Genomic DNA, 24,745 nt, shown 5'->3' with positions numbered 1-24,745 from the left:
GTATTGAGTTCTACTCAGGACTAATGACTCAATACTAAAGACTAAAACAATTTGGCGTCCAGCACCACGTCTTTGGTTATGGTGTAGAATTCTTTATGGATGTTGAACGGCGGGTTGCCGTTCAGTTCTTTCTTCACGTAGGTGCCGTCTTCCTGCATAACGTAGGCATTCACGTTGTCTTTCAGGTTGAAGCGAAGGTTGTTTATGGCCTGCTTCTTCAGCACGTCTTCGTCCAGCAAAAACAATGACTCCACGCGGCGGTCGAAGCTGCGCACCATGGCGTCGGCACTGCCGATGTATACCTTGGGGTTGTCGGCATTGTGGAAGTAATAGATGCGCGAGTGTTCCAGATACTCGCCCACGATGGAGATGACCTCGATGTTTTCGCTGAGGCCTTTGCGCATGGGGCGGAGACAGCACATGCCGCGCACGATGAGCTTGATGGGCACGCCAGCTTTCGAAGCTTCGTAGAGTTCGTCTATGAGTTCCTTGTCCTGGAAAGAATTGAGTTTGATGACAATGCCCGACGGAATGCCGTTGCGGGCGTTCTCGGCTTCGCGTCGCACAAGGTTGCAAAGCTGTATGCGCATGTCGCGCGGCGATGTGATCAGGTTTCGGTATGCCGACGGTTGCGAGTGGCCGGTGATGACGTTGAAGAATTCCGACACGTCGTTGGCATACACTTCTTTGGTGGTGAGCAGGCCGATGTCAACATAGAAGCGCGACGTGGCCTCGTTGTAGTTGCCGCTTGAAAGGTGCACATAGCGATACACTTTGTCTTCGCCTTCTTTGCGCACAATGAGCATGAGTTTGGTGTGGGTCTTGAGGTTGCCCACGCCATAGATCACGAAGCAGCCCGCCTTTTGCAGGCGCTGGGCTTCGCGTAAGTTATTTTCTTCGTCGAAGCGCGCCTTCACTTCAAACAACACCGACACGTGCTTGCCGTTTTCGGCAGCGCGCAACAAGGCAGCGGTGATGCGTGATTCGCGGGCCACGCGATAGATTGTTATTTTGATCGAAAGCACATAGGGATCGTCGGCGGCTTTCTCTACCATCTCCAGCACCGGCTCCATAGAATTGTAGGGGTGGTGCAACAGGATGTCGCGCTCTTTCAGCACTTCAAACAAATCGCGCGAGCCATGCTCGGGAAAGTTGAGAGGCTTGATGGGTTCGTGCGGATGCACGCGCAGGGCTTTAAATTCTTTGTGGCCGATGATCTGCATCAGGCCCGAGAATTCGATCATGCTTTCCTGTGGTGCGTAGAAAATGTTGTGTTCGTCGAGGTCCCACTGAATTTTGAGCAGGCGGATCATCCAGGGGTCGGCCCCCTCCTCCACTTCCAGCCGCACCACGCGACCCGAACGACGGGTTTTCAGTTTGCGTTTCAGGTCTTCGAGGAAGTTGGACTCGATGTCTTCGCTTTCTTCGAGTGTGAAGTCGCCGTTGCGGTTAATGCGAAACAGGTTGGTGCTGATGATCTCCACATTGCGGAACAGGTTGTGCACGTTGTTCCGTATAATTTCTTCGATGGGCACAAACTTGATGAGCCCATCCTCTTCCAGCTCATAAAAGCGCGGAAGGTTTTGGGGCACCTGCATGAACGACACGCGCTGCTGCGTGTTGTTTTCGAGCGGGCTTTTGGTGACCACGCCAAACAGCAGCCTGTTGTTCATCAACAGCGGAAATGTGTGATAGCTGTCGAAGACCATGGGCGTGAGCATGGGGAAGATGGTCTTGTTGAAATAGTCGTTCACCTTGGCCGTGTTGTCGATAGACAGTTCACGATAAGGTGCTATCACAAACCCGTTCTTCGAGAAGAGGGGCTTCAGGTGTTCAACGTAGTATTCGTTCTGGTCTCTGTAGAACTTCTGCGTCTCCGACAGCAACAGCATGCGGAAGGGTTCCTCGCGGAGGCCGTTGTAGTCGAATCGCTCTTTGCCATAATCAATATAGTTGTAGAGGCTGCCCAACCGGATGGTGCAGAACTCATCCAGGTTTGACGCCGTGATGGACAGGAATTTCAGCCGGTCGAATATGCTGCGATCGGTGTGCATGACCTGATCGAGCACACGATAGTTGAACTTCAGCCAGCTGAGGTCGCGGCTGATGTAGTTGCTTTCTTCTATTTGCTGAACAATCCTTTCGGTTGTTACGATCGAATCCTCCATAAAATCAATCCGCTAAAACGGTTGCTAAATATCAATGCGGGCGTACTTCGCATTTTTCTCAATAAAATCGCGGCGCGGTGCCACTTCGTCGCCCATGAGCATAGAGAACAAGTGGTCGGCTTCGGCTGCGGACTCAATGCTTACCTGCTTGAGCGAACGCTTCGAAGGGTCCATGGTGGTGGTCCACAATTGTTCGGGGTTCATTTCTCCCAAACCTTTGTAGCGCTGCACGCCCACAGAGTCTTCTTTGCCACCGGCGCCCAGCGACTTCACAATGGCTTCGCGTTCTTCTTCGGTCCAGCAATAGCGCTCTTCGCGTCCTTTCTTCACCAGGTAGAGCGGTGGCAAGGCGATGTATACATAGCCGCTCTCGATCAGATCCTTCATATAGCGGAAGAAGAATGTGAGGATGAGTGTGCGGATGTGACTGCCGTCCACGTCGGCATCGGTCATGATGATGACTTTGTGGTAGCGCAGTTTATTCATGTTCAACGCCTTGTCGTCTTCGGGAGTACCGAACGATACGCCGAGGGCGGTGATCATGTTCTTGATTTCTTCGTTTTCGTAGATGCGGTGCTCCTGTGCTTTCTCCACGTTCAGGATCTTTCCGCGCAAAGGCAGGATGGCCTGGAAATTACGGTCGCGACCTTGTTTGGCCGAACCACCCGCAGAGTCACCCTCTACGAGATACAATTCGCAGATGCTGGGATCGGCGCTGGAACAGTCGGCCAGTTTGCCGGGGAGTCCTGTGCCGGAGAGCACGTTTTTGCGTTGCACCATTTCGCGTGCCTTGCGGGCTGCGAAACGCGCTTGCGCCGCGAGGATCACTTTGTTGACGATGAGCTTTGCTTCACGCGGATGTTCTTCGAGATAGTATTGCAGCACTTCGGCCACGGCCGTGTCTACAGCCCCCATCACGTCGGAGTTGCCGAGCTTGGTTTTGGTTTGACCTTCAAACTGGGGTTCGGCCACTTTCACGGAGATCACCGAGGTGAGCCCTTCGCGGAAGTCGTCGCCGGTGATTTCGATTTTCACTTTCTCGAGCAGACCCGACTTGTCGGCATAGGCCTTCAGCGTGCGGGTGAGCGCGCGGCGAAAACCGGCCACGTGCGTGCCGCCTTCGTGCGTGTTGATGTTGTTTACATACGACACCAGGTTTTCGCTGAAGCTGGTGTTGTAGCTCATGGCTACCTGGATGGGAATTTCGCCCTTGTCGTTTTCGATGTAGATCGGGGTGGCAATAAGCTTTTCGCGTGTGGCGTCGATGTATTCCACAAACTCGCGCAAGCCGCCTTCGGAAAGAAACACGTCATTACGCGCTTCGCCCTTTTCGTCTTTCTCGCGCAGGTCGGTCAGCGTGATTTTGATGCCCGGGTTGAGGAACGAAAGCTCGCGCAAGCGGGTGGCGATGGTTTCGTAGTTGTATTCGGTGATGGGGAAGATCTGCTTGTCGGGAAGGAAGTGCACGGTTGTGCCCGTACGGTCCGAGTCGCCGATAACGCGCACGGAATATTTGGGTCCGCCGCGCTCGTATTCCTGTTCGAAGGTTTTGCCTTCGCGGTATACGGTAACGTGGAGCATTTCAGACAAGGCATTCACGCACGATACACCCACGCCGTGCAAACCGCCGGATACTTTGTAGGTGTTCTTGTCGAATTTACCGCCGGCGTGCAGCACGGTGAGCACCACTTCGAGGGCAGAGCGTTTTTCTTTCTCGTGCATGTCGGTGGGAATACCGCGACCGTTGTCTTCTACCTGGATGGAATTGTCTTCCAGCACGGTAACTTTAATGTCGTCGCAATAGCCGCCCAGTGCTTCATCGATCGAGTTGTCGACTACTTCCCAAACAAGGTGATGCAACCCTTTTACGCCTACATCTCCGATATACATGGCCGGTCGTTTCCGAACCGCCTCTAAACCTTCTAAAACCTGGATATTATTGGCTGAATAATCAGCCGGAACTTTGTCTTTAACTTCACTCATGATGTATTATTAGAACCTTCAAAAATAACGTTTTTAACCCACATAACAATAACGTTTACCACCCGATCAACAAACAAATCGGAGGTATTTTTTTTACTAAAAAAAACCGTGCGTCAGTCTTCGCTCGTGAGCTGTTGCCGTGCTTTTTGGAGGTCGGCTTTTTGTGTTTCGGTTACGGTTGGGTAGTGAATGCTGAGGTCGTCGAACTGATCGGCAATAACCGATGCGATAGACAGTCGCGCATACCATTTGTCGTCGGCCGGAATGATAAACCACGGCGCATTTTTCTGCGACGTGGCCGCAAGCGCTTCCTCATAGCAGCGTTGATAGTCCGACCAATGCCCGCGTTCGCGGATATCGCCCATCTCAAACTTCCAGTTTTTGGTGGGATCGTCGATGCGTTCCAGGAAACGCTTCTTTTGTTCCTTCTTAGACAGGTGCAGAAAGAACTTCAGAATGATGGTGCCCGTTTCGCTAAGGGTTCTCTCGAAGTCGTTGATCTGGCGGAAGCGATCTTCCCAGAACGATTTCTTGATTTTGTCTACCGAATCGATGCCCGGCAGGTTTTCGCTGAGGATATACTCCGGGTGCACGCGCGTCACCAGCACGTTCTCGTAGTGCGAACGGTTGTGAATGGCAATCTCGCCACGGGCTGGCAACGCCAGCATGTGGCGCCACAAATAGTGATGATCAAGTTCCGGGCGTGTAGGCGCCTTGAAACTGTAGACGCTCACGCCCAAGGGGTTGAACCCGGACATGATGTGCTTCACGGCACTGTCTTTGCCCGCAGCATCCATGGCTTGCAGGATGATGAGCACGCTGTAGCGGTTTTGGGCGTAGAGTTTGTCTTGCACCTCGGCCAGTTGCTTGCGGCTCGCTTCCAGAAGCTCAACGGCGCTTTCTTTGTTCAGGTCCTTCCCTTCATAGCCGGTGTCGTAGTCTTTGAGGCTAACGGCCTCACCGGGTTTTACTCTGAATTTTTTTATCTCCATAAGACTGATGAAATACAATGTTGTTTCCTGAGACGAATCTTTTCACCGACGCGTGCATGCACGCCGCTGTTTTTTATAACACAAGGTAAGGAGGAAAGCATCAGCCGCCGCACGTCCACACCGTTTGTTTTCCTCCCTGAAAACTTTTCTTTTTTTCTGCCCCCGATAAGCGGGAGGAGTCTGCGCATCATTGGGCTTTGTTCCTTACCTTAGTTGTTCCGTCAATTTTTCATTACTTGGAGCGACAATGAATGGTATGATATGTACGAAGGATAGCTTCGCGGGTAGGGTATGGCTGGTCATGATGCTGGCGTTTCTGTGCGTTAACGCTTCTGCTCAGAAACTACAGTTCGACAACTACTCGCTTCCACAAGGTCTGTCGCAAAGCACCGTGGTGAGCATGTTTCAGGATCGGCACGGTTTCCTTTGGATCGGCACCGAAGACGGCCTCAACCGCTTTGATGGCTACGCCTTCAAGATCTTCCGGAAAGACGCGGCCGACACGGCACACACCATTGCCGGCAACTTTGTGTGGGACATTGTGGAAGCCCCCGATGGCAAACTCTGGATTGGCCACGAGGGCGGCATTTCGTGCTACGACCCCGCGCTCAACACCTTCCAGCCCTTCCGCATCGGCGACGGCTCGGCCACCGTGCGCACCATTGTGCTGGAGGCCAACAACAAAGGCCTTTGGCTCGGCACATCAGGCCAGGGGTTGTTCCATTTCGACATCGCCACCCACGCGCTCACATCCTACATCAACGACATTCCACAAAATCTTCCCTTCAACACCATCCTGCACCTCGCACCGGGAGGGGGCAACGAACTGCTGGTGGGCACGCGTGGCGGAGGTCTCTTTCTTTTTTCGCCCGACAAAAAATTCTATCGCCCCGCACTCGCCAAAAAAGATTCGCTGTTGCTCATGACCAACGATATCTGGCGCATTGTGCAGCACAAGGGCCGCTACTGGCTGGGCACACTGAAGGGACTGGTGGCACTAGACGCCAACCTCGCGGTGAATAACTATTTCCCCATGCCACGGGGCGAACGGCAAATGCAGCGTGTGTCGTCGCTGCTGTTCGACACCGACGAATCGATCTGGGTGGCGTCGTATGGCGGCGGGCTTGTTCACCTGCATCCGGAAACGGGTGTCTATACGTTTTCCAATCACACGGCCATCAATGCGTCGTCGCTGGCCAACGACCTCGTGTTTTCGCTGTTGCAGGACCGCTCTAAAAATCTGTGGATCGGCACGTGGGTGGGTGGCGTGAGCATGCTGCGCAAAGGGCACGACAACTTCATCAACTATTCAAACGACGACCTGGGCACACCGTCTAACTTCATCACCTCCATCGTCGCGCTGCCGTGCGGCGATTCGGAAACGTTGTTTGTGGGCGCTTACGGCGCAGGCATGCAAACCGCTTCGCTGCGCGAACCGGCCAACAACCTGCACTTTGCCAAATACGATCCCTTTCCCGAAGCCCTCAGCAAATCGGTTGACCTCATCAACTGTTTTTACAAAGGTGAAACACGGTTGTGGATCGGCACCGACAACAATGGCTTTGTGGGCATTCCGCTCGACGCGGCGGGCTGTCTTCAAAAAACAAAAGACATCGTGCACTATGCCGCCCTGGGCGACGGCAATTCACTGTCGCACGGCACGGTGAAAGCGGTGGTAGAAGACAAGGATGGAAACCTGTGGGCCGTCACGGTGGGCGGCGGTGCCAACAAGATAGTCGGCAACAAAACGTTTGGTGCGTTGGGTTCGGTTGTTCAGTATGTGAATGATCCTAAAAATCCGGCGTCGCTCAGTCACAACCGGGTGAACACCATCTTCAAAGACAAACAGCAAAACCTATGGCTGGCCACGTCAAACGGCCTCAACCTCTATGACGGCAACAACGGCTTTCAACATTTTCTGTCCGGCAAAATCATAACGCTCTTTCAAAGCGCGAAAGGGAAACTCTATGCAGGCTCCGAACACGGCTTGTTTGTGAACGAAAGTGCAAACGGAGCTCCGGCATTCCGCGAAGTGAAAGCCTTGGCCGGGCAACTCATCAACGCCGTGCAGCAAGATGGTGTGGGGCGTTTGTGGGTGGCGACCAACCAGGGCCTGTTCCGCTACGATCCGGCAACGGAAGACCTCATTCAATTCCGCTCCAGCGATGGCCTGCAAAGCGACGAATATAATTTCAACGCCTCGGCCCAAACAGCACGCGGCATGCTGGTGTTTGGCGGTGTGAACGGCCTCACGCTCTTCGACCCGCAGCACATTGTGCTCAACCCAACCCCGCCCTCTATCATTGTGACGTCGCTGAAACTCGACAACAAGGAAGTGCCGGTGGCGCCCGAAAAGAAAGACACGCTAACACTGGCCAGAAGCGTATGGGAAGCCACTGCCCTCTCCTTCCGCCACAACCAAAACTACCTCACGTTCGAATTTGCAGCGCTTGACTTCACCAATCCATCCAAGAACCGCTACGCCTACACGCTGGAGGGGTTCGACAAAAACTGGATCACCACAACCGCCGCCAACCGCTCAGCCACCTACACCAACCTCGACCCCGGCACCTACACGCTGAAAGTGAAAGCCGCCAACAACGACGGGGTGTGGAATGAAACGGGCACCACACTCACCATCACCATCCATCCCCCGTGGTGGAAGACGTGGTATGCCTATGTGGTGTATGCACTCGCCGCATTGGTGGTGCTGGCCCTGGCGCGACGGGGCATCATTCAGCGCGAGCGTTTGAAAACACAATTGCAGCTGGGCCAGATTGAAGTGCAGAAGCTGAAAGAGCTGGACGACTTCAAATCAAAATTCTTCGCCAACATCTCGCACGAATTCCGCACGCCCCTCTCGCTCATCCTCGGCCCCACCGAACGCCTCATGCAAGACGCCGACGGCCAGCGCAAGGGCGACCTGGTGACCATTCGCAACAACGGCAAGTCGCTGCTGAACCTGGTGAACCAGATGCTTGACCTCTCGCGCATCGAAGCCGGCAACCTGCCCCTGCAAGTGAGCAATGTGGACGTGGCCTATTACCTGAAAATTTTTGCCGAAGCGTTTCACTCCATGGCGCAGCAGAAAGAGCTGGCCTTGTCGGTCGATGTTCCCTCGGAGCCCGTTCGCGGCTATGCCGACATTTCGTTTCTGGAAAAGATGGTGAACAACCTGCTTTCCAACGCCATCAAGTATACCGCGCATGGCGGAAAAATCAGTGTGATGGCAGCGCAACACGGAGACCATTTGATGCTGTCTGTGACCGACACCGGCAAAGGCATAGCGCCCGACCAGCTCACAAAAATCTTCGAACGTTTTTATCGCGTGCACGAAACGGCATCAGTAGAAGGCACAGGCCTTGGTCTGGCCCTGACGCGCGAACTGGTGAAAACACACAAGGGCGAAATTGCCGTGAAGAGCGTGCCCGGCGAAGGCTCCACATTCACCCTAACCCTGCCCATCGACAAAAAATATTATAGCGCCTCCGAAATCATTGCCGCTCCTGCCGAGGTGGAAACCAACGGCAAAGCCCACAACGACGTGGGCCACACGGCCGTGCAGGCGGTGGCTGAAAACAGTCAGGCGCTGTTGCTTATTGTGGAAGACAACCCAGAGCTTCGTGCGTTTATCCGTTCGGCGTTTGCCGATCGTTATCGCATTCTGGAAGCGGCCGAAGGCGAAAGTGGTGTGGCGCTGGCCACGGCCGAAATTCCCGACCTCATCATCAGCGACTGGATGATGCCGGGCATGGATGGCCTTGCGTTTTGCCGTGTCATCAAAACCACGGAAGTGACCAGCCACATCCCCGTGATTCTGCTCACGGCCAAAGCCGGAACAGAATCGCGCGTGCAAGGACTGGAAACCGGCGCCGACGACTATCTGACCAAGCCCTTCGACCTGCAGGAGCTGAAGGTGCGGGCCACCAACCTCATTGAGCAGCGCCAGCTGCTACGGCGCAAGTTTGCCCAACAAAGCGTGTCGCTCTATCAACCCGTGAAAGCCACGTCGACCGACGAAAAGTTTTTGAACCGTTTGCGCCAAACGGTAGAGGAACACCTGAAACATTCCGGGTTTGGGGTGGAAGACCTGGCCCGCGAAATGGGGTTGAGCCGTGTGCAACTCTATCGCAAAATCACCGCGCTCACCAACCAGTCGGCCAGCGAGTTTCTGCGCAACTATCGCCTCGAGCGGGCGGCCGATCTGCTGCGCCAGGGTGCCGGAAATGTTTCGGAGATCGCCTACCAGGTGGGGTTCGAAAATCCGTCGTACTTCACCAAAACATTTCGCGAACATTTCGGCAAACTTCCCTCCGACATCACAAAGAGCTGAAATTCAACGCACATCGTCGCGATTGAACGAAATCTTGTAGTCCTTGAAACATTCTTTATACCTACCCGCCCGCGCTTCCTGCGATCTTAGCAACACCATTTAAGGTAAAAATTAGTGTCTAATGTTTTAGTTGGCTAAACAAGACCCTCTCTCCTTCCGCTCACTGAGCATGGGCGGAAGGTTTTCTCTCTCGTCTTGTTTGCGTTGTGAACTTCTGAACGCCCCGGGCCCGTTGGCTGCCAAACAGAAGGTTTTAGTTTCTTCTAGTTTTAGGTTAAAAAAACAAAACCCTGGCCTTGTCCGCCAGGGTTTTATTTTTTGGGGTATGCCCGACAATCTTATCCCGGACTGCAGGGACAGATCCGAATTGGTTTCGGTTGTTCTTTATTCTTTGTTGATGAATTCCTTTTTTCAGAACTGGCGCGACCTTAGCAACACCAGCGTGCAGGCTTCCATGGCTTCTACCCCTTCGGCTTCGGCCCGTTGTTCGAATTCCGGATTTTCGGTGCCGGGGTTGAAGATGATGCGTTTGGGTTTCAGGCTCAGCAGGTAGTCGTACCACTGGGGTTGATTTTGCGGGCCGATGTAGAGCGTGATGGTGTCCACATCTTTGATGATGGGCTTTTGCCGGAGGTCAAGAATTTCGGTGTCGAACACGGTGCCGGTCTTGATGCTGAGGGGCACAATCTCGTGATTATATTCCTTGAGCATGCTGGCGGCGAGGTAGGCATACCTTCCGGGGTTGGGGGTAGCCCCCACAATAACGGTTTTCTTGCTCATGCGCTTGATGGGATCGTTTAATAGTTTACTTCTTCACCTTATTAACAACCGCCTCGGCACAACGTTCACCGTCCATGGCGGCCGACACGATGCCCCCGGCAAATCCGGCGCCTTCACCACAGGGAAACAATCGTTTCAGGTGGGGATGTTCCAACGTTTCTTTGTCGCGCGGAATTTTCACGGGCGACGACGTGCGGCTTTCCACACCCACCACCTGGGCGTCGTTGGTGAGATAACCCTTCATCTTGGTGCCAAAGTTCCTGAACCCGTCCTGAAGTGCTTTAAAAATGAAGGAAGGCAAAACGTCTTTCATATCGGCCGACGTGAGCCCGGGCTGATAGGATGTTTCGAGCAGTGTCGACGAAACTTTGCCGTCCACAAAATCGCTGAGGCGCTGCGCCGGGGCCTGCTGGGTGTTGCCACCCACCACACACGCCCGCTGCTCGACCGAAGCCTGGAAATAGAGACCAGCCAAGGCCCCGTGCTGATGAAAGTCCTTGAAATCGTTTTCCTCCACAGCCACCACAATGCCCGAGTTGGCGAACTCCGAATCGCGTCGCGAAGGGCTCATGCCATTCACAACCACCTCGCCAGGCGCCGTGGCCGCCGGAACAATGAAGCCCCCCGGACACATGCAAAACGAAAACACCCCCCGCTCCTTTCCATTCACATGCGCCTGATGCACCAATGCATACGACGATGCTGGCAAGTATGGCCCGCGATCGTCAACACAATGGTATTGCACGCGATCAATCAGGTTCTGCTGATGCTCCACGCGCACACCCAACGCAAAAGGTTTGGCTTCGATGAGCACCTTTCGGCGGTGCAGCAATTCGAAGATGTCGCGTGCCGAGTGACCGGTGGCGAGAATAACGCCCTCGCCTTTCAGCGTGTCGCCCGTGTGGGTGACAACGCCTTTGAGTGTGTCGCCTTCAATCAACAAATCGGTGACGCGGGTGTCGAAGATTACTTCGCCTCCGGCTTCGCGGATGCTGTCGCGCAGCGCCGCCACCAGCACGGGAAGTTTGTTTGTGCCGATGTGCGGGTGGGCGTCGTATAAGATTTCTTCTTTCGCACCATGGGCCACCAATATCTCGAGGATGCGGCGCACGTCGCCGCGTTTTTTGGAACGTGTATAGAGCTTGCCGTCGGAATAGGTGCCGGCGCCGCCTTCACCAAAACAATAGTTCGATTCGGGGTTCACGGTTTGCTCTTTGTTGATGGCCGCCAGGTCGCGACGGCGTGCCTGCACGTCTTTGCCCCGCTCCAGCACAATGGGCTTCATGCCTAGTTCAATAAGTCGCAGCGCAGCAAACAATCCGGCCGGACCGCTGCCCACCACAACGACGGGATCTTTCTGGCGAACATCGGGCAACGCTTTCGAGTAGTTGATGACGGGTCGCTGCTCCGAAGCGCTGAGGATGTCGCACTGAAAACGCACGATGACTTGTCGCGACCTCGCGTCGATGGAGCGCTTCACGGGCACAACAAACACGCTGCCGTCGTTTGGCAATCCCAGTTTCTTATAGAGGATGGCGGGAAAAATAGTTTCGTCGAATGCCTCTTCGGGCCGAAGGGTGAGTTCTACTGTTTTCATGGTGGTGTGGAAGGGAGTTATCCTTCAGGATGAGCCACAAAGATACGGCGGTTTCCAGAATTGAACAATGGCGTTTCCCGTCACCCGAAATAGCGTCATTTTCGGAAAGAAAGTACGCCGCTATTGACATCCTTGTTGTTCTTCCTATTTTGGAAGCCAAACCTTAAACCAACGTTAATGGAAACCACACCAGAACAAGAGGCCGTTACTACGCCCGAAGTAACCGAAGCCCCCGCCAACCAGGACATCATTCAAATGAACATCGACGAAACTGCTGCACGTGTGCGCAAGGCATCGTACTGGTTTTTCGCCATCGCCGTGTTCTCGGTCATCAATTCGTTTATGATCGCCAAGGGAAGTTATTTTGTGCTGGGCCTGGGCATCACCCAGTTCATCGACGGCATGTTTCTGGAACTGACAGGCGAAACAAACCTGATCGCCAGCTTCATCCCGTCGCTCCTGTTTGTGCTCTTCGGAATTTTCGCCATGCGCCTGAAACCGTGGGCCTTCATTGTCGGCGGCATTCTCTATGCACTGGACGGTGTGTTGTTCGCCTTCTTTGAAGAGTGGATGGCGTTTGCTTTCCATGGGTTGGCACTGTTCGGACTCTACAAAGGGTTGATGGCGATTAAGGAACACCGGGCGTTGGTTCAGAACGCGACTGCGTAGGATTCAACGTGCGGCGTAATGGTTGTATGTAAACCAAAGGTCTTTCGAAGTAACCCATCGAACGCAACACTGCCGTTCTAAATCATCTTACATCGTTTCATGAAACAGATCGCTCCTGCCGAAACCCCTTTGGCTCCGGTAGGAGCCGCCTGTTTATAGAAGCTCCCACAACATCGCTGCGGCTCCGGCAGGAGCCACCTGTTATCCCGACGGCGAATGCCATTCAGAAACCACGCCCAGAACATATGTGCCTGCACGCTCCAAATATTCAAAAACATAGCAGCGCAAAATGAAATATGAAACAACATTGAGACATTGAGGTGTCAATAGCAGGTAGCTCCTGCCGGAGCTCATTGATCGTCCACAACGTTTTCTATAAACAGGTAGCTCCTGCCGGAGCTCACTGATCAACCACAACATTTTCTATAAATAGGCAGCTCCTATCGGAGCTCGTATATTCAAAATCACATGGAAATAAAAAAGAGGCTTCGCTGAAGCCTCTTTTTACTATGAACTTGATACTACACGTCTCTCTTTTATCCAATCTCAATCACCACATCGTCCGTCAACGGGTGACCTACACACGTGAGCACATAGCCCTCTTCGCGCTCAGATTTGGACAAACCTTCTTCCTCGTCCAACTTCACTTTGCCCGACAATGCTTTGCCGCGACATGCGGTGCACAGGCCGCTTTGGCATGAATAGGGAAGATCGATGCCTTGGTCCAGTGCGGTTTCGAGGATGGCTTTGTTGGGGGGCACCATCACTTTGTATTCCTGGCCATCGTAGCGGATGGTGACTTCGCGGGTTTTGGCTTCGCCTTCTGTTGCTGGCTCGGCGGTCTTGGCATCTTTGTCGATGGTGCCTTGCACGAAACTTTCTTTGAACACTTTTTCTTTGGGAATGTGGTGTTCACTCAGCAAGGCCTCAGCGTTTTTCATCATGCCTTCGGGGCCGCACATGAGGTAGGTTGTTTTTTCGATGCCCCAGTTGGGGATGCGTTCGAAAAGTTTGGTGAGCATGTCGTGGTTGAGCAAGCCCGAGTAGCCCTGCCAGTTCATGGGCGCGTTGTCGAGCACGTGGATCACGTGCAGGCGGCCTTCGTCTTTTGTCTGGAGGGTGTCGAGTTCGTTTTTGAAAATGATGCTGTCGATGTCGCGGTTGCAATAGATGAGCGAGCAGATGCTGTCGGGCTCCTGAGTGAGGGTGCTCTTGATGATGGACATCATGGGGGTGATGCCCGAGCCGCCGGCAAACATGATGAGGTGGCGTTTGTTGGTGGCGGCAAACTCGGTGGTGAATTGTCCCATCGGTTCCATGATGCGCACCTTGGCGCCGGCCTTCAGGTTGTCGGGGAGCCAGTTCGACATCAACCCGTTGTCTACACGCTTCACGGTCACCACCAGGTCCTGGTCGGTGAAGGGCGACGAACACAGCGAATAGGCGCGTCGCACTTCCTTGCCCTGCACGGGCACAATGAGCGTGAGAAACTGCCCGGCTTTGTACGTTATCTTTGGTTCAGGTTGAGCAAAGGCAATGGAGATGGCGTCGCGTGTTTCGTTGATGATCTGCTTCACCGTGAGCTCGTGATATTTCGGGCCGCTGTGGGTCTCTTCTTTCGGTTTCGACTTCTCTGTCTTATCTGATTTTTTGAAAAAGCTAAACGCCATACTGTTGTGTTAAAAAGTTTTTTTAAAGCCTGCTCCCGGTTGCCCTCACGGCCCCCTCTTGTTCACTAAAGATTTAACCAATAGGTCATCTTCACCACCAGCGCCCGGTTCTTGCTTTCGACGGGGTGTGGCAGGTAGTTTTCGGTATATACAACAAAGAAATCGGATGCTGGTTTAAAGCGCCACTGAAAACGCGCATTTAAATTCGCATTGTCGTCCCGGTCGTTATACTGCACAAAAGTAGTGAGGAATAACTTATCCGTAAAGGTCATGTCGAGACGAGGGCCAATGAGCAGGAATTGGGCCGATCCATAGGCTTCGGGCAGGGCAATGTCGTTGTAGTCCACCTTCACTCCCAGGCTTCCGAAAGGCTGATAGCGCAGGTTCAATTCCGTGCCCAGGTTAAAGAGCGTGCCGTTATAGAACCCGCCATAGCTCCCCTGCACGCTGCCGTTGAAAACCTTGCGGGTGTTTGACTGATAGAAGAAACCGACTTCGTTCCAGGTAAACGACTGCCCTTTCAGCAACGTGGAGTCGCCGCGGGGATCGATGGGATTAAAATCTTCGGGCAGCATCTGAAACGTATTGCGCACACTCACCCGCAGGTTGGAGGTGTTCAGGAAATTTATTTCATAGGCCAGGCCATACGATTTGTCGGTAATGGTTCTGCCGGGAATGATGGTGTAGCTCACGTCGGCCTGCGGCCCCATGACCGCGATGCCCCGACCGGGATAGAACCGCAGGCCCGCGTCGGCATAGGTTCCATAGAAACCCGGATACACATCGAGGCTGGGCACAAAGCCCGCTTCGGCATTGAAATTTTTTCCCACATTCTGCTGCGCCACACTGAACGACACGTGACGTGAGTTGTAGTTGATGAAGGCACCAAACGAATAGTTCTTGTTTTCGGTAACGGCGTCGGCCGAGCGATGATAATACACCTTCCCTCCCCACTTGTTGCTCTTGGTGAAAAGCTTGAAGTCGGCGCCATACACACGATTGAAGCTGTTGAGCTCCTTCCGCATTTTGCCCTCGCGCATCACTTCGCGTATCACGCTGTGGTGATAGTAGCGTGTGGAGTCGTAGGTGCCCAGGTTGAGCGACTGCTTGTTCACAAAGATGAAACCGATGTTGGAGCGCGAAAAAATCTGGCGCTGCACCACAGCGACAGAATAGTTCTGGTCGGGCAGGCCCAGGGCTTCGCGCTTGCGCGTTTGCATGTTCATGATGCCGATGCGCCAGTTCTTGCCCAGCTTGCCGCTTACCCGTGCACCGTATAGGATGGGCACCTTTTGCAGGTTGTCGGCCGAGTCGGTCACCAACCCGATGCGGCGCGAGAAAAACGGGCGCGAATCGAAGAAGCCCGACTGTGCAAACAGGTCGCTGTTCTCCAGAAAGAATTGCCGTCGTTCGGGGAAACCGAATTCGAAGCGTGTGAGGTTTATCACCTGGCGGTCCACCTCTACGTTCGAGAAGTCGGGGTTCACGGTCAGGTCCAGGTTGAGCGAGGGCGTGAGGCCGATCTTGGCATCGAAGCCGGCGTTGACGCTGGTTTCGGATGGTGTGCTGTTCTCTTCGTCTTTGGTCGAGGAACCCGCCACATAGGGAATGAAGGAGATGTTGCTCTTGTGATGCGGCAGCGGATCGTCCCACAGAATTTTTCCCGAATAGGCAAACGACGCCGGAATGTATTGAATGGGCGTGGCGATCCAGCTGCTCACCTGGTTGCGCTTCACATCGTTGCGCAGAAAGGTCATGTTCCACTGCGTGAGGTTGTAGCGGATCGATTTGAAGGGAATGGCAATCTCGGCCACCCAGCGGTCGCCAAGGCGCTCCACGTGCGAATACCACTTGTTGTCCCAGTTGTTGTTGAAGCTGTTGTCGTTCGAGGCCCCGTTGGCCAGCACACCTTCGGCCTGCACACCCATGGGGGTGACGTTGAAATAGAACCCGTTGGTGAAGTCGTTGAACGGGTCGAAGTATATGCCGATGTTGTCGTTCAGATCCCAGTCCATGTCGCGCCGCAGCGACTGCACGATGTCTGGCTTGTCGTCGTCGAAGCAGGTGATGCCGAAGTAGAGGAAGTGGTCGTTGAAGGTCATCTTCACTTCCGACTGAAATGTGGGGGGCAGCGAGTCGAGCGGGTAGTTCAGGAAGAAGTCTTTGGCGATGTCGGCCGTTTGCCAGTCGGCCTCGTCCAGGTTGCCGTCCAGCCGAATCTCGCCGTGGGCCTTGCGCACATGCAATTCCTTGCCCGGCTCATTTTGGGCATAGTCGATGCCGGGGATGAGCACACAGATGCTGAAGAGGAATTCGCGAAAACGATTGGCCATGAGGGGTTGAAAAACGGGCAAAGGTAATTAAAATCGGGGAAGGGGTGTTGCCGTTGGAATAAGTTCCCTGGCATGTTGGAGGGACACCAACATGGGGCCATGATATGTGTGTATCCCCCACCAACATATCATAATTTTGTTTGTCGGGTTATTAGCCCAAATATGTTTTTGAAGTAAATTTGCAGCAGGTTATTCGCATTGTGTATTAAGAACAGTAACCTCCGCAGCAGGCCAGTCACTCTCACTGACCCTGCACAAGACACACAACAAGATCGCAAGCTACTTTAGCCGTAAACCACTCGTCCGATGAAACAAGGAAAAACAATCCTGCTCCTGCTCACCGCAATCTTTTTCTCCACCGAAGGCATTCTCATCTACATGGTTTCTTCCGTGTATAACGGCGACGTGTTTGGTGCGGGCTTCAAGACTTGCTTTTTCCTGTTGCTCATTCTTTTGTTTTCAAAGAAGCTGGCCTGGGCGAAATGGATTTTGTCAGTCCTGTTGATCGTCTACGGGGCATTGATGCTCCTCGCTGGCACAGAACACATTGTGCTGTATGCAATCGGGGCATTCGATATCTTCTTTGGCTTTTATATTCACAAATCAAAAGCCCTGGCCATTTTCCGATCGAATCAACGCAACGACGAAGAGGCACCGATGCAAGCGGAAACGATCATCGACACACCGGCCGAAGAGAAACATGCGTTCGAGTATCCACAATTGGTGAGACGATACAAAGCCCTGTTCATCGACTTTATGCTGGTGTTCACCACGCTCATCATCATTATGCTGCTGGTGCAGGATAGCGAACTTCGAACCCCCATCATGGTGACCTCGGCCGCCATCATCTGCCTCACTTACGAACCCGTGCTGACGACCTATTCAAGAACCCTCGGCCAAAAGCTGATGCGCATCCGCGTGGGCCGAAACGAAAACCCACTGGAAAAAATCAGCCTGCTTAACGCCTATGCACGATGGGGCACCAAATGGCTGCTGGGCTGGATCTCGTTTGTCACCATCCATTTCAATCCCGAAAAAAGAGCTATTCACGACCTGGCTAGTGATTCGGTTATGACGATTGAGGAATAGAACCTTTATTGGACAATAACACTTGCTGAATTGGTTAGATGTGAGAAAAACACCAGTGAATGGCTCCCTTATGACAGGTTGCAATACAGGGCTTATTTTGATGAAGACGATAATACTTTCAATAGAAATGTCCTTTGGCATGCCGTGTCCTTGCAACAAGCCGATGTAAAAAACGAAAAGCTTTACCATACACCCGAGGAGATTGTGACGAAGTGTATCGATAGCCTGGAAATATCCTTCAAAGAAATTATATCCAGGCTCGACCAGGGATTGCCCTGGGTAATCAATCATGATGATAAAGATCTCCCGTGGTTTAACAAAGAGGGCGACACGATGCCAAAGATGAGGAGTCTTTTTAAGCAAAGCGATATTCCAATTTCATTTACCGGATGTCTAATTTTTCCCAAAGAGGACTTGTTCGATTTTGCCCGTGAATTGGTAACCTATCCGTACATCTTATCATACAAGAATCTGGATGTTTCTCATCATACATTGCCATTTGTCATTAAGATAACAGGGCATCTCACGCTTGATCTATTAAGTACAGATAAGGCTCTACTAACGAGGGTATTGAATGACGAGACATTTGATTCCTTACTAAGAATTACCTACCGAAACAGGTTGTAGGTTTTAGGATTTTCGTCGCAGGGCAGTCTCCCATCTAGGGACTTGATCGTCTTAACAATTGCTATTGACCGACAAGATCGCGCGCACTATTTTCGCATGAACCTCTGCTGAACCATGACCGAAATCGAAACGCTCACCCTCCAAACCGAAAGCGCCTACGCTTGGACAAACAAACTCCTCAACAGCATCCCCTTCGAAAAATGGGACACGCTGCCCGACGTGTTGGAGACCACCGTCACCTGGCAAGTGGGGCACTTAATTATGAGCCACTACTTTCACACGGCCATGGTCATTGTGGGACATCAGATGGACATTCTCAAACAGGTGCCGCTGAAAGAATATGACGCCATGTTCACAGAAGCCTCACCAATAATTTCGATCGGGAAAACAAATGCAGAGACGTTGTTCGGACAGTTGAATCTTGTGCAGCAAAAATCACTCAGCATCATCAAGTCACTGCCCATCGAAGCACTTACAAGCAAGCTGGAACCGACGCCTACACCCCACCCTGTGGCCACGACAAAGTTCGAGTCGTTGGATTGGAATATCAAACACACCATGTATCACTGCGGGCAGATTGGGATCTTGAAACGGGTGGTGGATGAGCGATATGATTTTGGGTTGAGGCGGGTAGAAAAATAGGGTGGGTTTATCGTGAGACGCGTTCCCGGCTAACCTGGGCTGCTCGTTATGTCTCTCCGGAGCGAAAATAGGCCGCTTGTTGGCCGGAGACACATCCCACGATTTTAATTTTGGCGGGCTGGGTCCTGCCCCTTACTTTTGGGCTTTAATACATCCAGACGTGCAATTAAATCCACTTACTGCCATCTCGCCGGTTGACGGGCGATATTTTGAAACGGTTAAGCCGTTGGCTCCCTATTTTTCTGAGTTCGGCCTCATGCGTTATCGCGTGCAGGTGGAGATTGAATATCTCATTTCGCTGTCCACCGCCATCACGGAGTTGGAAGACTTTCCGGTGCACAAGATCAACGAGATCCGGAAGATCTATAAGAACTTCACGGAGCTTCAGGCCCTCGAAATAAAAGAGATCGAAAAGACCACCAACCACGACGTGAAGGCGGTCGAATATTTTATCAAGCAAGAATTCGAAAAACTGAAGCTCGAAGCATTCCGCGAGTTCATTCACTTCGGCCTCACCTCGCAAGACATCAACAACACGGCCATTCCGCTGTTGCTGAAAGAGTTTATCGAACGCGAATATTTCTCGATGGTCGACACCCTGGTGAATCGCCTCAACGGCTTTGCCAAAGAGTGGAAAGACATTGCCATGCTGGCCCACACACACGGCCAGCCCGCATCGCCCACCCGACTGGGCAAAGAGATTATGGTGTTTGCCGCGCGTTTGGAAAAACAATTGTCGCAGCTCAAAACAGTGCCACACTCGGCCAAGTTTGGCGGCGCCACGGGCAACCTCAATGCCCATCACATCGCCTATCCTGCTATTGACTGGAATAAGTTTTCGGACGAGTTCTGTCATCACCTGGGTCTTTCGCGCAGCTATCCTACCACACAGATCGAACACTACGACAACCTGGCCGCGCTGTTCGACAACCTGAAACGCATCAACACCATCCTCATCGACTTTAGCCGCGACATGTGGCAGTACATTTCGATGGAATATTTCAAACAACGCATCAAAGAAGGCGAAGTGGGCTCGTCGGCCATGCCGCACAAAGTGAACCCCATCGATTTCGAAAATGCCGAAGGCAACCTCGGTTTTGCCAACGCCATCTTCGAATACCTGTCGGGCAAGCTTCCCGTGTCGCGCCTCCAACGCGACCTCACCGATTCCACCGTGCTGCGCAACATTGGCGTGCCTCTCGCGCATACCTACATAGCGCTGCAATCGCTGTTGAAAGGACTGAGCAAACTCGAACTCAACCAGGCCGCCATCAACGCCGACCTCGACAACAACTGGGCCGTGGTGGCCGAAGCCATCCAAACCGTGTTGCGCAAAGAAGGTTATCCCAACCCTTACGAAGCGTTGAAAGCGCTGACGCGTAAGAACGAAAAGATCACACAGGCAAGTCTCGCCACATTCATCGATGGCTTGAATGTGAAGGATGCCGTGAAGGAAAAACTGAAAGCGATCACGCCGTTCAATTACACGGGCATTTAGTAGTTAGTCTTGAGTATTTAGTATTTAGTCCTGAGTACAAAGACACTGCTTGATACTCAAGTCTAAATACTCAGGACTCTGGACTCAAGACTAGATTTAGTAGTTAGTCTTGAGTATTTAGTCCTGAGTACAAAGACAATGCTTGGTACTCAAGTTTCTAAATACTCTGGACTCAAGACTAAATACTCAAGACTAAATACTCAAGACTCAAGACTAAATACTCTTGTTTGAGGATGGTTCCCGGCGCTTATGCTGGGAAGGATGAAAAATGCGGATTGAGGTGTTTTGGCACGTGGGCTCACCAGCGGGCGAGGAAACGTGGCATCTGGAGCTTTTCATGTTCTATATTTACTGTTGGCGGCCAATTTACATTCAAGGGCCACGGACGCAATCATGACAACTAAAGCGATAACTTATCCGACCGTCGTAACAATTCTTTTGACGTTGGCTATGTGCAACTCAAAAGATAAATCAGGAACGCATAGCCAAGAAGCGAACAATAAATTCTCCTCAAGCGCTGACACTTTACTAATCAGAGCCTCCCGAATGAAAGGAAAAGGTGTTTTCGAATTCGGTGGAGTTACCCTGGAGTTTCAGGATACGACGAACTTATTTGACTACCCAATTGACTACCCTGATTCTCTTTCAAAGATATTGGGTACCAAATGCCCTGTAGACTTCGAGTCTGAACGTGATTACATCGATTTGATTAGTGGTCAACTTCCTTCCGGGGATTTTGTAGTGATCGTTGATCAAAACAACAATCATTCCTTTAGGGACGACACACCATTCACTTTGCAACCTATTGATTGGTTTTCATCTCGAAACTCCATTCCCATAACATTTTTAGTTTCCGATGACGCAGATACTGTTCAAAGACATTCCTGGATAAGAATTGGTCTTTGGAAGGGAGCTATAATTTACGGAAGGGACGAACATTTGTCTGCTTCTTTTTCAATTGATGATAAACACTTTGATGTTGGGATAATTGATCAGCGCAATGGTTCTTTCACCTACGGACTGGAACCTCAAATTGCCCTGCTAACCACTGAACGCGGAAAGGTGGATTCCATAGAAGTCCGTGATCTGATCAAGATGAAAGAATACCTTAAGCTAAATGGGGTTTATTATAAGTTTGACAGCATCAGCAATGCCGGGAACTACGTAAGGCTGATAAAGGAAAAGAATTTTGAAAACAAAATTGGTATTCAGATAGGTATGCTCGCTCCCGAATTCAAATTCAAGTCCACGTCCGGTAATACGATGAGCACTTCTTTGCTACATGATAAGCCTCTGATTATTGCGAATTCTTGTGGATGTGGTGGCGACACTAAATCTTCTCAAGCCTACGTTGAAATCAGGGAAACATACCAGGATGATGCATACGTTCTTAGGTTGGACTCTTTTTCGAAAAACCCATCAGACGAATGGACGATAAATATGGAAGACGGCTATAACAAAGATTCCTACTATAAATTCCGACAGGAATACTGTTCAAGAATATGCTATATCATCGGGCAGAACCAAAGGATTCTTGATAAATTCCAGATAACAGATTGGAAAAAGACCTTACCAAAGCTTCTTGATAATTAAGAGGACGTTTCTTTTAATACGCGTCTACATCTGCTTATGCCAAAACGTGAACCTCCAGTCGCAGTGCTGTCTCCCGCCCACAGGCGGGGACTGCGCGTCAGTATGGCCGCACATCTAAAATCACAAAGGCAATCATTGAATAGTAGTCTTGAGTCCTGAGTAGTTAGTATTGAGTACAAAGACATTGCTTGATACTTAATACTCAGGACTCAATACTCAAAACTCAATACTCAATACTAAAAAGTGAACCTCACATACGGCACCGGAAAGAACGGTTGCTGATAAATGGTTATCACCGAGTTTGTGCGTGGGTTGTAGGTCTGTGAGAATATGTTCTGGCTGTTGGTCAGATTTTGCAGATCGAGCGAGGCTTCGAGTGTGCTGCGTTTATATTCCTGGCGGTACGAAAGGCGAAGGTCGACGCGGAAGTAGGACTTCTGTCGCACGCTGTAGGCTTCGCTGTCGCGATACACGGCGCGGCCGCGGGCTTGCGATTCTTCCAGGTCAAGCGGGGTGAGATAGGGACCGCCGATGGTTGTTACTTTCAGGTTCACCGAAAAGAATTTTCCTTGTGGGAGTGCCCATTCTTTTCCGCCGAGCACGTTCAGCACGTGTTTCACATTGTAGGCCGTGTTGCGTTCAATGCCGTCGCTGCCTTCGTAGCGTGAGTTGAATAGCGAGGTGGTGACCAGAAAATAATATCCCTGGTTGAAGAAGCGCTCCAGCGTGAGTTCTACTCCGTAGTTCTTCCCTACCCCTTTGTTCACCAGGCTGTCGGTGTTGGTGGGGCCAAACGAAATGCCCGAATTGATGGAGGCAAAGGAAGAGGCATTGCGTTCAACCGGCACGTTGCTCAACGCCTGATAGTAGGCTTCGCCTTTGAACCGAAGGTGTTCGGTGATGTTGCGATCGTAGGTGAAAACAAAGTGATGGCTGGTGGTGAACCCAAGATCAAGATTGGTGAGCGCCGACTTGTCGCCCACGCGGGTTTGCACGTAGGACGTGGTGATGTTCTGCGCCTGATTGTGAATGCCATAGCCTAGGCTGAACGACTGCTTTCCATCGCCCGGAATGAACTGCAACCCAAGCCGGGGCTCCACTGCCCATTGTTTGTTGAGATCGTAATACTGTGCATGCGCGCCGGCTTGTGCCGACCAGTGTTCGTTGAACCGGTGTCGCCACGTGGTGTGGAATTGATAGAGCGTTGTTCTGTCTTTCACATGGAGGCGAACTGTGTCGGTGCCGACATTGGTAAACACATCGCGCTGGTAGAGGTCAACGTTGGAGAGGTCCATCATAACACCCGACACCAGTGTGTTTCTGCGATTAAATTTTGTTCGCGTCTGGAAGTTCGCGGAATATTTTGTGGTGGCAAACTTGCCTTCGTTCGACAGGTATTTGTTTATGACTTGCTGCGTCTCGTCGCGCACCAGCGAATCGTTTGTGAACTGCTCGTTGGTGTGACTGATGCCCGCCACCAGGCGCGCAAAAGTTTTTGCCGACACCGTGCGTTCATAGGCAACGCCGATCACGCCCGTTTTGTAGCGCGGGTAGCTGTCGTAGTTCTCGCTGCCATAGAGCGACTTTGCGTTGTCGAGGTCGGCGTCGCTTCCCTTCAGATCGATGGCGCTTGCGCCACCCATGCCGAACACGGTGAACGTTCCTTTCTTTCCGGAGGGCAAGGCTATTTTGAAATTCAAATCCTGATACAACGGTGTGGCCGTGCCCGTGCCGAACTCAATGCCCAGGGCTTTGAACACACCGAGTGTGGAGTAGCGATAGTTGACGAGGTAAGAGCCTTTGGAGTTTTTTGAGAATGGTCCTTCGGCGCCCACTTCAAAACCGTTGAAGCCGGCTTGTGCCATCAGCTCGGTCTTCTCGTTGTTGCCGTTGCGCAGGGCCAGGTCGAACACACCGGCGGTGGCGTTTCCATATTGTGCGGGAAAGGCGCTGGTCATGAAGTCGGACTTGCCCAGGGTGTTGGCGTTGAGCATGCTCACGGGGCCGCCGGTGCTCACCAGTGTGCCGAAGTGGTTGGGGTTGGGGATGTTGAGGCCTTCCATTTGCCAGAGCATGCCCGTGGGCGAATTGCCGCGCACCACAATGTCGTTGCGGCCATCATTGCCACCCACCACGCCGGCAAAGTTGGCGGCCATGCGCGAGGGATCGCCGAGGGCCCCTGCATAACGTTTTGTTTCGTCGGTGTTGAAGGCGCGCGAGCTCACCAGGGCAAGTTCGTTGTTGGTGGCAGTTTTGTCGGAGTGAGAATCGCTGGTCACCACAATTTCGGTGAGTTCGCTCACGGCTTCCTGCAGGCTCACGTCCAGCACCACTTCTTTGCCGGCCGTGACCAGGATGTTGGCCAGGGTTTGGGTTTCATAGCCGATATACGACACGATGAGGGTTTGGCGGCCCAGGGGCACTTTGTCAATTCTATAGTCGCCGTGTTCGTCGGTGGTGCTGCCCAACGTCGCGAGGCCGTCGCCCGCCATGCGGATGGACACGCCGATGAGGGGAGTTTTGCTCACCCCATCGGTGACCCGGCCACGCAGGGTTTGGGTGGACTGGGCAAACAGCGAGTTATAGATGAGGAAGAGGATTGAAAACAACACAAATTTCAAGGTGCTGCGGGTGTGTAATAGTGGGGTCATTGCATTTTTTGATTTGGGTCTGGAAACGCGAAACAACCCTGGCGCGGTTTGCCCCGAAAGGGTGAATGATGTGATTGACGCGGAATTTGATGCGTTTTGCTGTGTTGTGATGTGAACGGG

At 52.3% G+C, this 24,745-nt stretch carries 15 protein-coding genes; 7 read left to right on the top strand and 8 right to left on the bottom strand.

The window, feature by feature from the left end; translation table 11 throughout:
* Positions 1–41 precede the first annotated feature (41 nt).
* From ppk1 to JI741_RS29835, 3 genes are all read right to left on the bottom strand, one after another.
* The gene (ppk1, locus tag JI741_RS29845; protein ID WP_202015923.1) at positions 42–2,168 is read right to left on the bottom strand and encodes a polyphosphate kinase 1; all 2,127 of its coding nucleotides are present in this window, start codon (positions 2,166–2,168) and stop codon (positions 42–44) included.
* A 24-nt stretch (positions 2,169–2,192) separates the two neighbouring features.
* On the bottom strand, positions 2,193–4,151 hold the full coding sequence (gyrB, locus tag JI741_RS29840) for a DNA topoisomerase (ATP-hydrolyzing) subunit B (protein WP_202015921.1): 1,959 nt from the start codon (positions 4,149–4,151) through the stop codon (positions 2,193–2,195).
* A 113-nt stretch (positions 4,152–4,264) separates the two neighbouring features.
* Positions 4,265–5,143, bottom strand: coding sequence for a polyphosphate kinase 2 family protein (locus JI741_RS29835; RefSeq protein ID WP_202015919.1), 879 nt, complete (start codon positions 5,141–5,143; stop codon positions 4,265–4,267).
* Between the two features lie 256 nt (positions 5,144–5,399).
* On the opposite strand from JI741_RS29835, the gene JI741_RS29830 reads away from it, so the two are divergent.
* Positions 5,400–9,476: a hybrid sensor histidine kinase/response regulator transcription factor gene (locus JI741_RS29830; RefSeq protein ID WP_202015917.1), complete on the top strand. Its 4,077-nt coding sequence runs from the start codon at positions 5,400–5,402 to the stop codon at positions 9,474–9,476.
* A gap of 411 nt (positions 9,477–9,887) precedes the next feature.
* On the opposite strand, the gene JI741_RS29825 is transcribed toward JI741_RS29830, so the two are convergent.
* Entirely contained in the window at positions 9,888–10,256 is a 369-nt protein-coding gene (locus JI741_RS29825) for a CoA-binding protein (RefSeq protein ID WP_202015916.1), read from the bottom strand.
* 25 nt (positions 10,257–10,281) lie between these two features.
* Positions 10,282–11,853: an NAD(P)/FAD-dependent oxidoreductase gene (locus tag JI741_RS29820; protein ID WP_202015915.1), complete on the bottom strand. Its 1,572-nt coding sequence runs from the start codon at positions 11,851–11,853 to the stop codon at positions 10,282–10,284.
* Between the two features lie 177 nt (positions 11,854–12,030).
* Here JI741_RS29820 and JI741_RS29815 point away from each other — a divergent pair, with 177 nt between their 5' ends.
* Entirely contained in the window at positions 12,031–12,522 is a 492-nt protein-coding gene (locus JI741_RS29815) for a hypothetical protein (RefSeq protein WP_202015914.1), read from the top strand.
* Positions 12,523–13,058: 536 nt separating this feature from the next.
* On the opposite strand, the gene JI741_RS29810 is transcribed toward JI741_RS29815, so the two are convergent.
* Positions 13,059–14,192, bottom strand: a complete 1,134-nt coding sequence (locus JI741_RS29810) for a ferredoxin--NADP reductase (RefSeq protein ID WP_202015913.1) — start codon at positions 14,190–14,192, stop codon at positions 13,059–13,061.
* A gap of 65 nt (positions 14,193–14,257) precedes the next feature.
* Positions 14,258–16,525 (bottom strand): DUF5916 domain-containing protein, encoded by a 2,268-nt coding sequence (locus JI741_RS29805; RefSeq protein WP_202015912.1) that lies wholly within the window; start codon positions 16,523–16,525, stop codon positions 14,258–14,260.
* 306 nt (positions 16,526–16,831) lie between these two features.
* Between JI741_RS29805 and JI741_RS29800 the strand changes: the two genes are divergently transcribed.
* From JI741_RS29800 to JI741_RS29780, 5 genes are all read left to right on the top strand, one after another.
* Positions 16,832–17,614 carry an RDD family protein gene (locus tag JI741_RS29800; RefSeq protein ID WP_202015911.1) on the top strand — a complete coding sequence of 261 codons (783 nt, stop codon included), beginning with the start codon at positions 16,832–16,834 and terminating at the stop codon, positions 17,612–17,614.
* Between the two features lie 30 nt (positions 17,615–17,644).
* Positions 17,645–18,241 carry a hypothetical protein gene (locus JI741_RS29795; RefSeq protein ID WP_202015910.1) on the top strand — a complete coding sequence of 199 codons (597 nt, stop codon included), beginning with the start codon at positions 17,645–17,647 and terminating at the stop codon, positions 18,239–18,241.
* Positions 18,242–18,355: 114 nt separating this feature from the next.
* Positions 18,356–18,883 (top strand): DinB family protein, encoded by a 528-nt coding sequence (locus JI741_RS29790; protein WP_202015908.1) that lies wholly within the window; start codon positions 18,356–18,358, stop codon positions 18,881–18,883.
* Positions 18,884–19,043: 160 nt separating this feature from the next.
* Entirely contained in the window at positions 19,044–20,381 is a 1,338-nt protein-coding gene (purB, locus tag JI741_RS29785; RefSeq protein WP_202015906.1) for an adenylosuccinate lyase, read from the top strand.
* Between the two features lie 546 nt (positions 20,382–20,927).
* Complete coding sequence (locus tag JI741_RS29780; protein ID WP_202015904.1) at positions 20,928–21,974, top strand: hypothetical protein; 1,047 nt, start codon at positions 20,928–20,930, stop codon at positions 21,972–21,974.
* Between the two features lie 236 nt (positions 21,975–22,210).
* Here JI741_RS29780 and JI741_RS29775 read toward each other — a convergent pair whose 3' ends face one another.
* The gene (locus tag JI741_RS29775; RefSeq protein ID WP_202015902.1) at positions 22,211–24,625 is read right to left on the bottom strand and encodes a TonB-dependent receptor; all 2,415 of its coding nucleotides are present in this window, start codon (positions 24,623–24,625) and stop codon (positions 22,211–22,213) included.
* Between the last annotated feature and the right edge of the window lie 120 nt (positions 24,626–24,745).

Source organism: Chryseolinea lacunae (genome assembly GCF_016735595.1).
GTDB classification, from domain to species: domain Bacteria; phylum Bacteroidota; class Bacteroidia; order Cytophagales; family Cyclobacteriaceae; genus Chryseolinea; species Chryseolinea lacunae.
The sequence above is the reverse complement of the archived record's forward strand: the minus strand, read 5'-3'. Positions and strand labels throughout refer to the sequence as shown.

Coding starts and splice junctions, on each gene's coding strand:
- ppk1 (WP_202015923.1), bottom strand. CDS start 2,168: ATGGAGGATTCGATCGTAACAACCGAAAGGATTGTTCAGCAAATAGAA.
- gyrB (WP_202015921.1), bottom strand. CDS start 4,151: ATGAGTGAAGTTAAAGACAAAGTTCCGGCTGATTATTCAGCCAATAAT.
- JI741_RS29835 (WP_202015919.1), bottom strand. CDS start 5,143: ATGGAGATAAAAAAATTCAGAGTAAAACCCGGTGAGGCCGTTAGCCTC.
- JI741_RS29830 (WP_202015917.1), top strand. CDS start 5,400: ATGATATGTACGAAGGATAGCTTCGCGGGTAGGGTATGGCTGGTCATG.
- JI741_RS29825 (WP_202015916.1), bottom strand. CDS start 10,256: ATGAGCAAGAAAACCGTTATTGTGGGGGCTACCCCCAACCCCGGAAGG.
- JI741_RS29820 (WP_202015915.1), bottom strand. CDS start 11,853: ATGAAAACAGTAGAACTCACCCTTCGGCCCGAAGAGGCATTCGACGAA.
- JI741_RS29815 (WP_202015914.1), top strand. CDS start 12,031: ATGGAAACCACACCAGAACAAGAGGCCGTTACTACGCCCGAAGTAACC.
- JI741_RS29810 (WP_202015913.1), bottom strand. CDS start 14,192: ATGGCGTTTAGCTTTTTCAAAAAATCAGATAAGACAGAGAAGTCGAAA.
- JI741_RS29805 (WP_202015912.1), bottom strand. CDS start 16,525: ATGGCCAATCGTTTTCGCGAATTCCTCTTCAGCATCTGTGTGCTCATC.
- JI741_RS29800 (WP_202015911.1), top strand. CDS start 16,832: ATGAAACAAGGAAAAACAATCCTGCTCCTGCTCACCGCAATCTTTTTC.
- JI741_RS29790 (WP_202015908.1), top strand. CDS start 18,356: ATGACCGAAATCGAAACGCTCACCCTCCAAACCGAAAGCGCCTACGCT.
- JI741_RS29780 (WP_202015904.1), top strand. CDS start 20,928: ATGAAAGGAAAAGGTGTTTTCGAATTCGGTGGAGTTACCCTGGAGTTT.
- JI741_RS29775 (WP_202015902.1), bottom strand. CDS start 24,625: ATGACCCCACTATTACACACCCGCAGCACCTTGAAATTTGTGTTGTTT.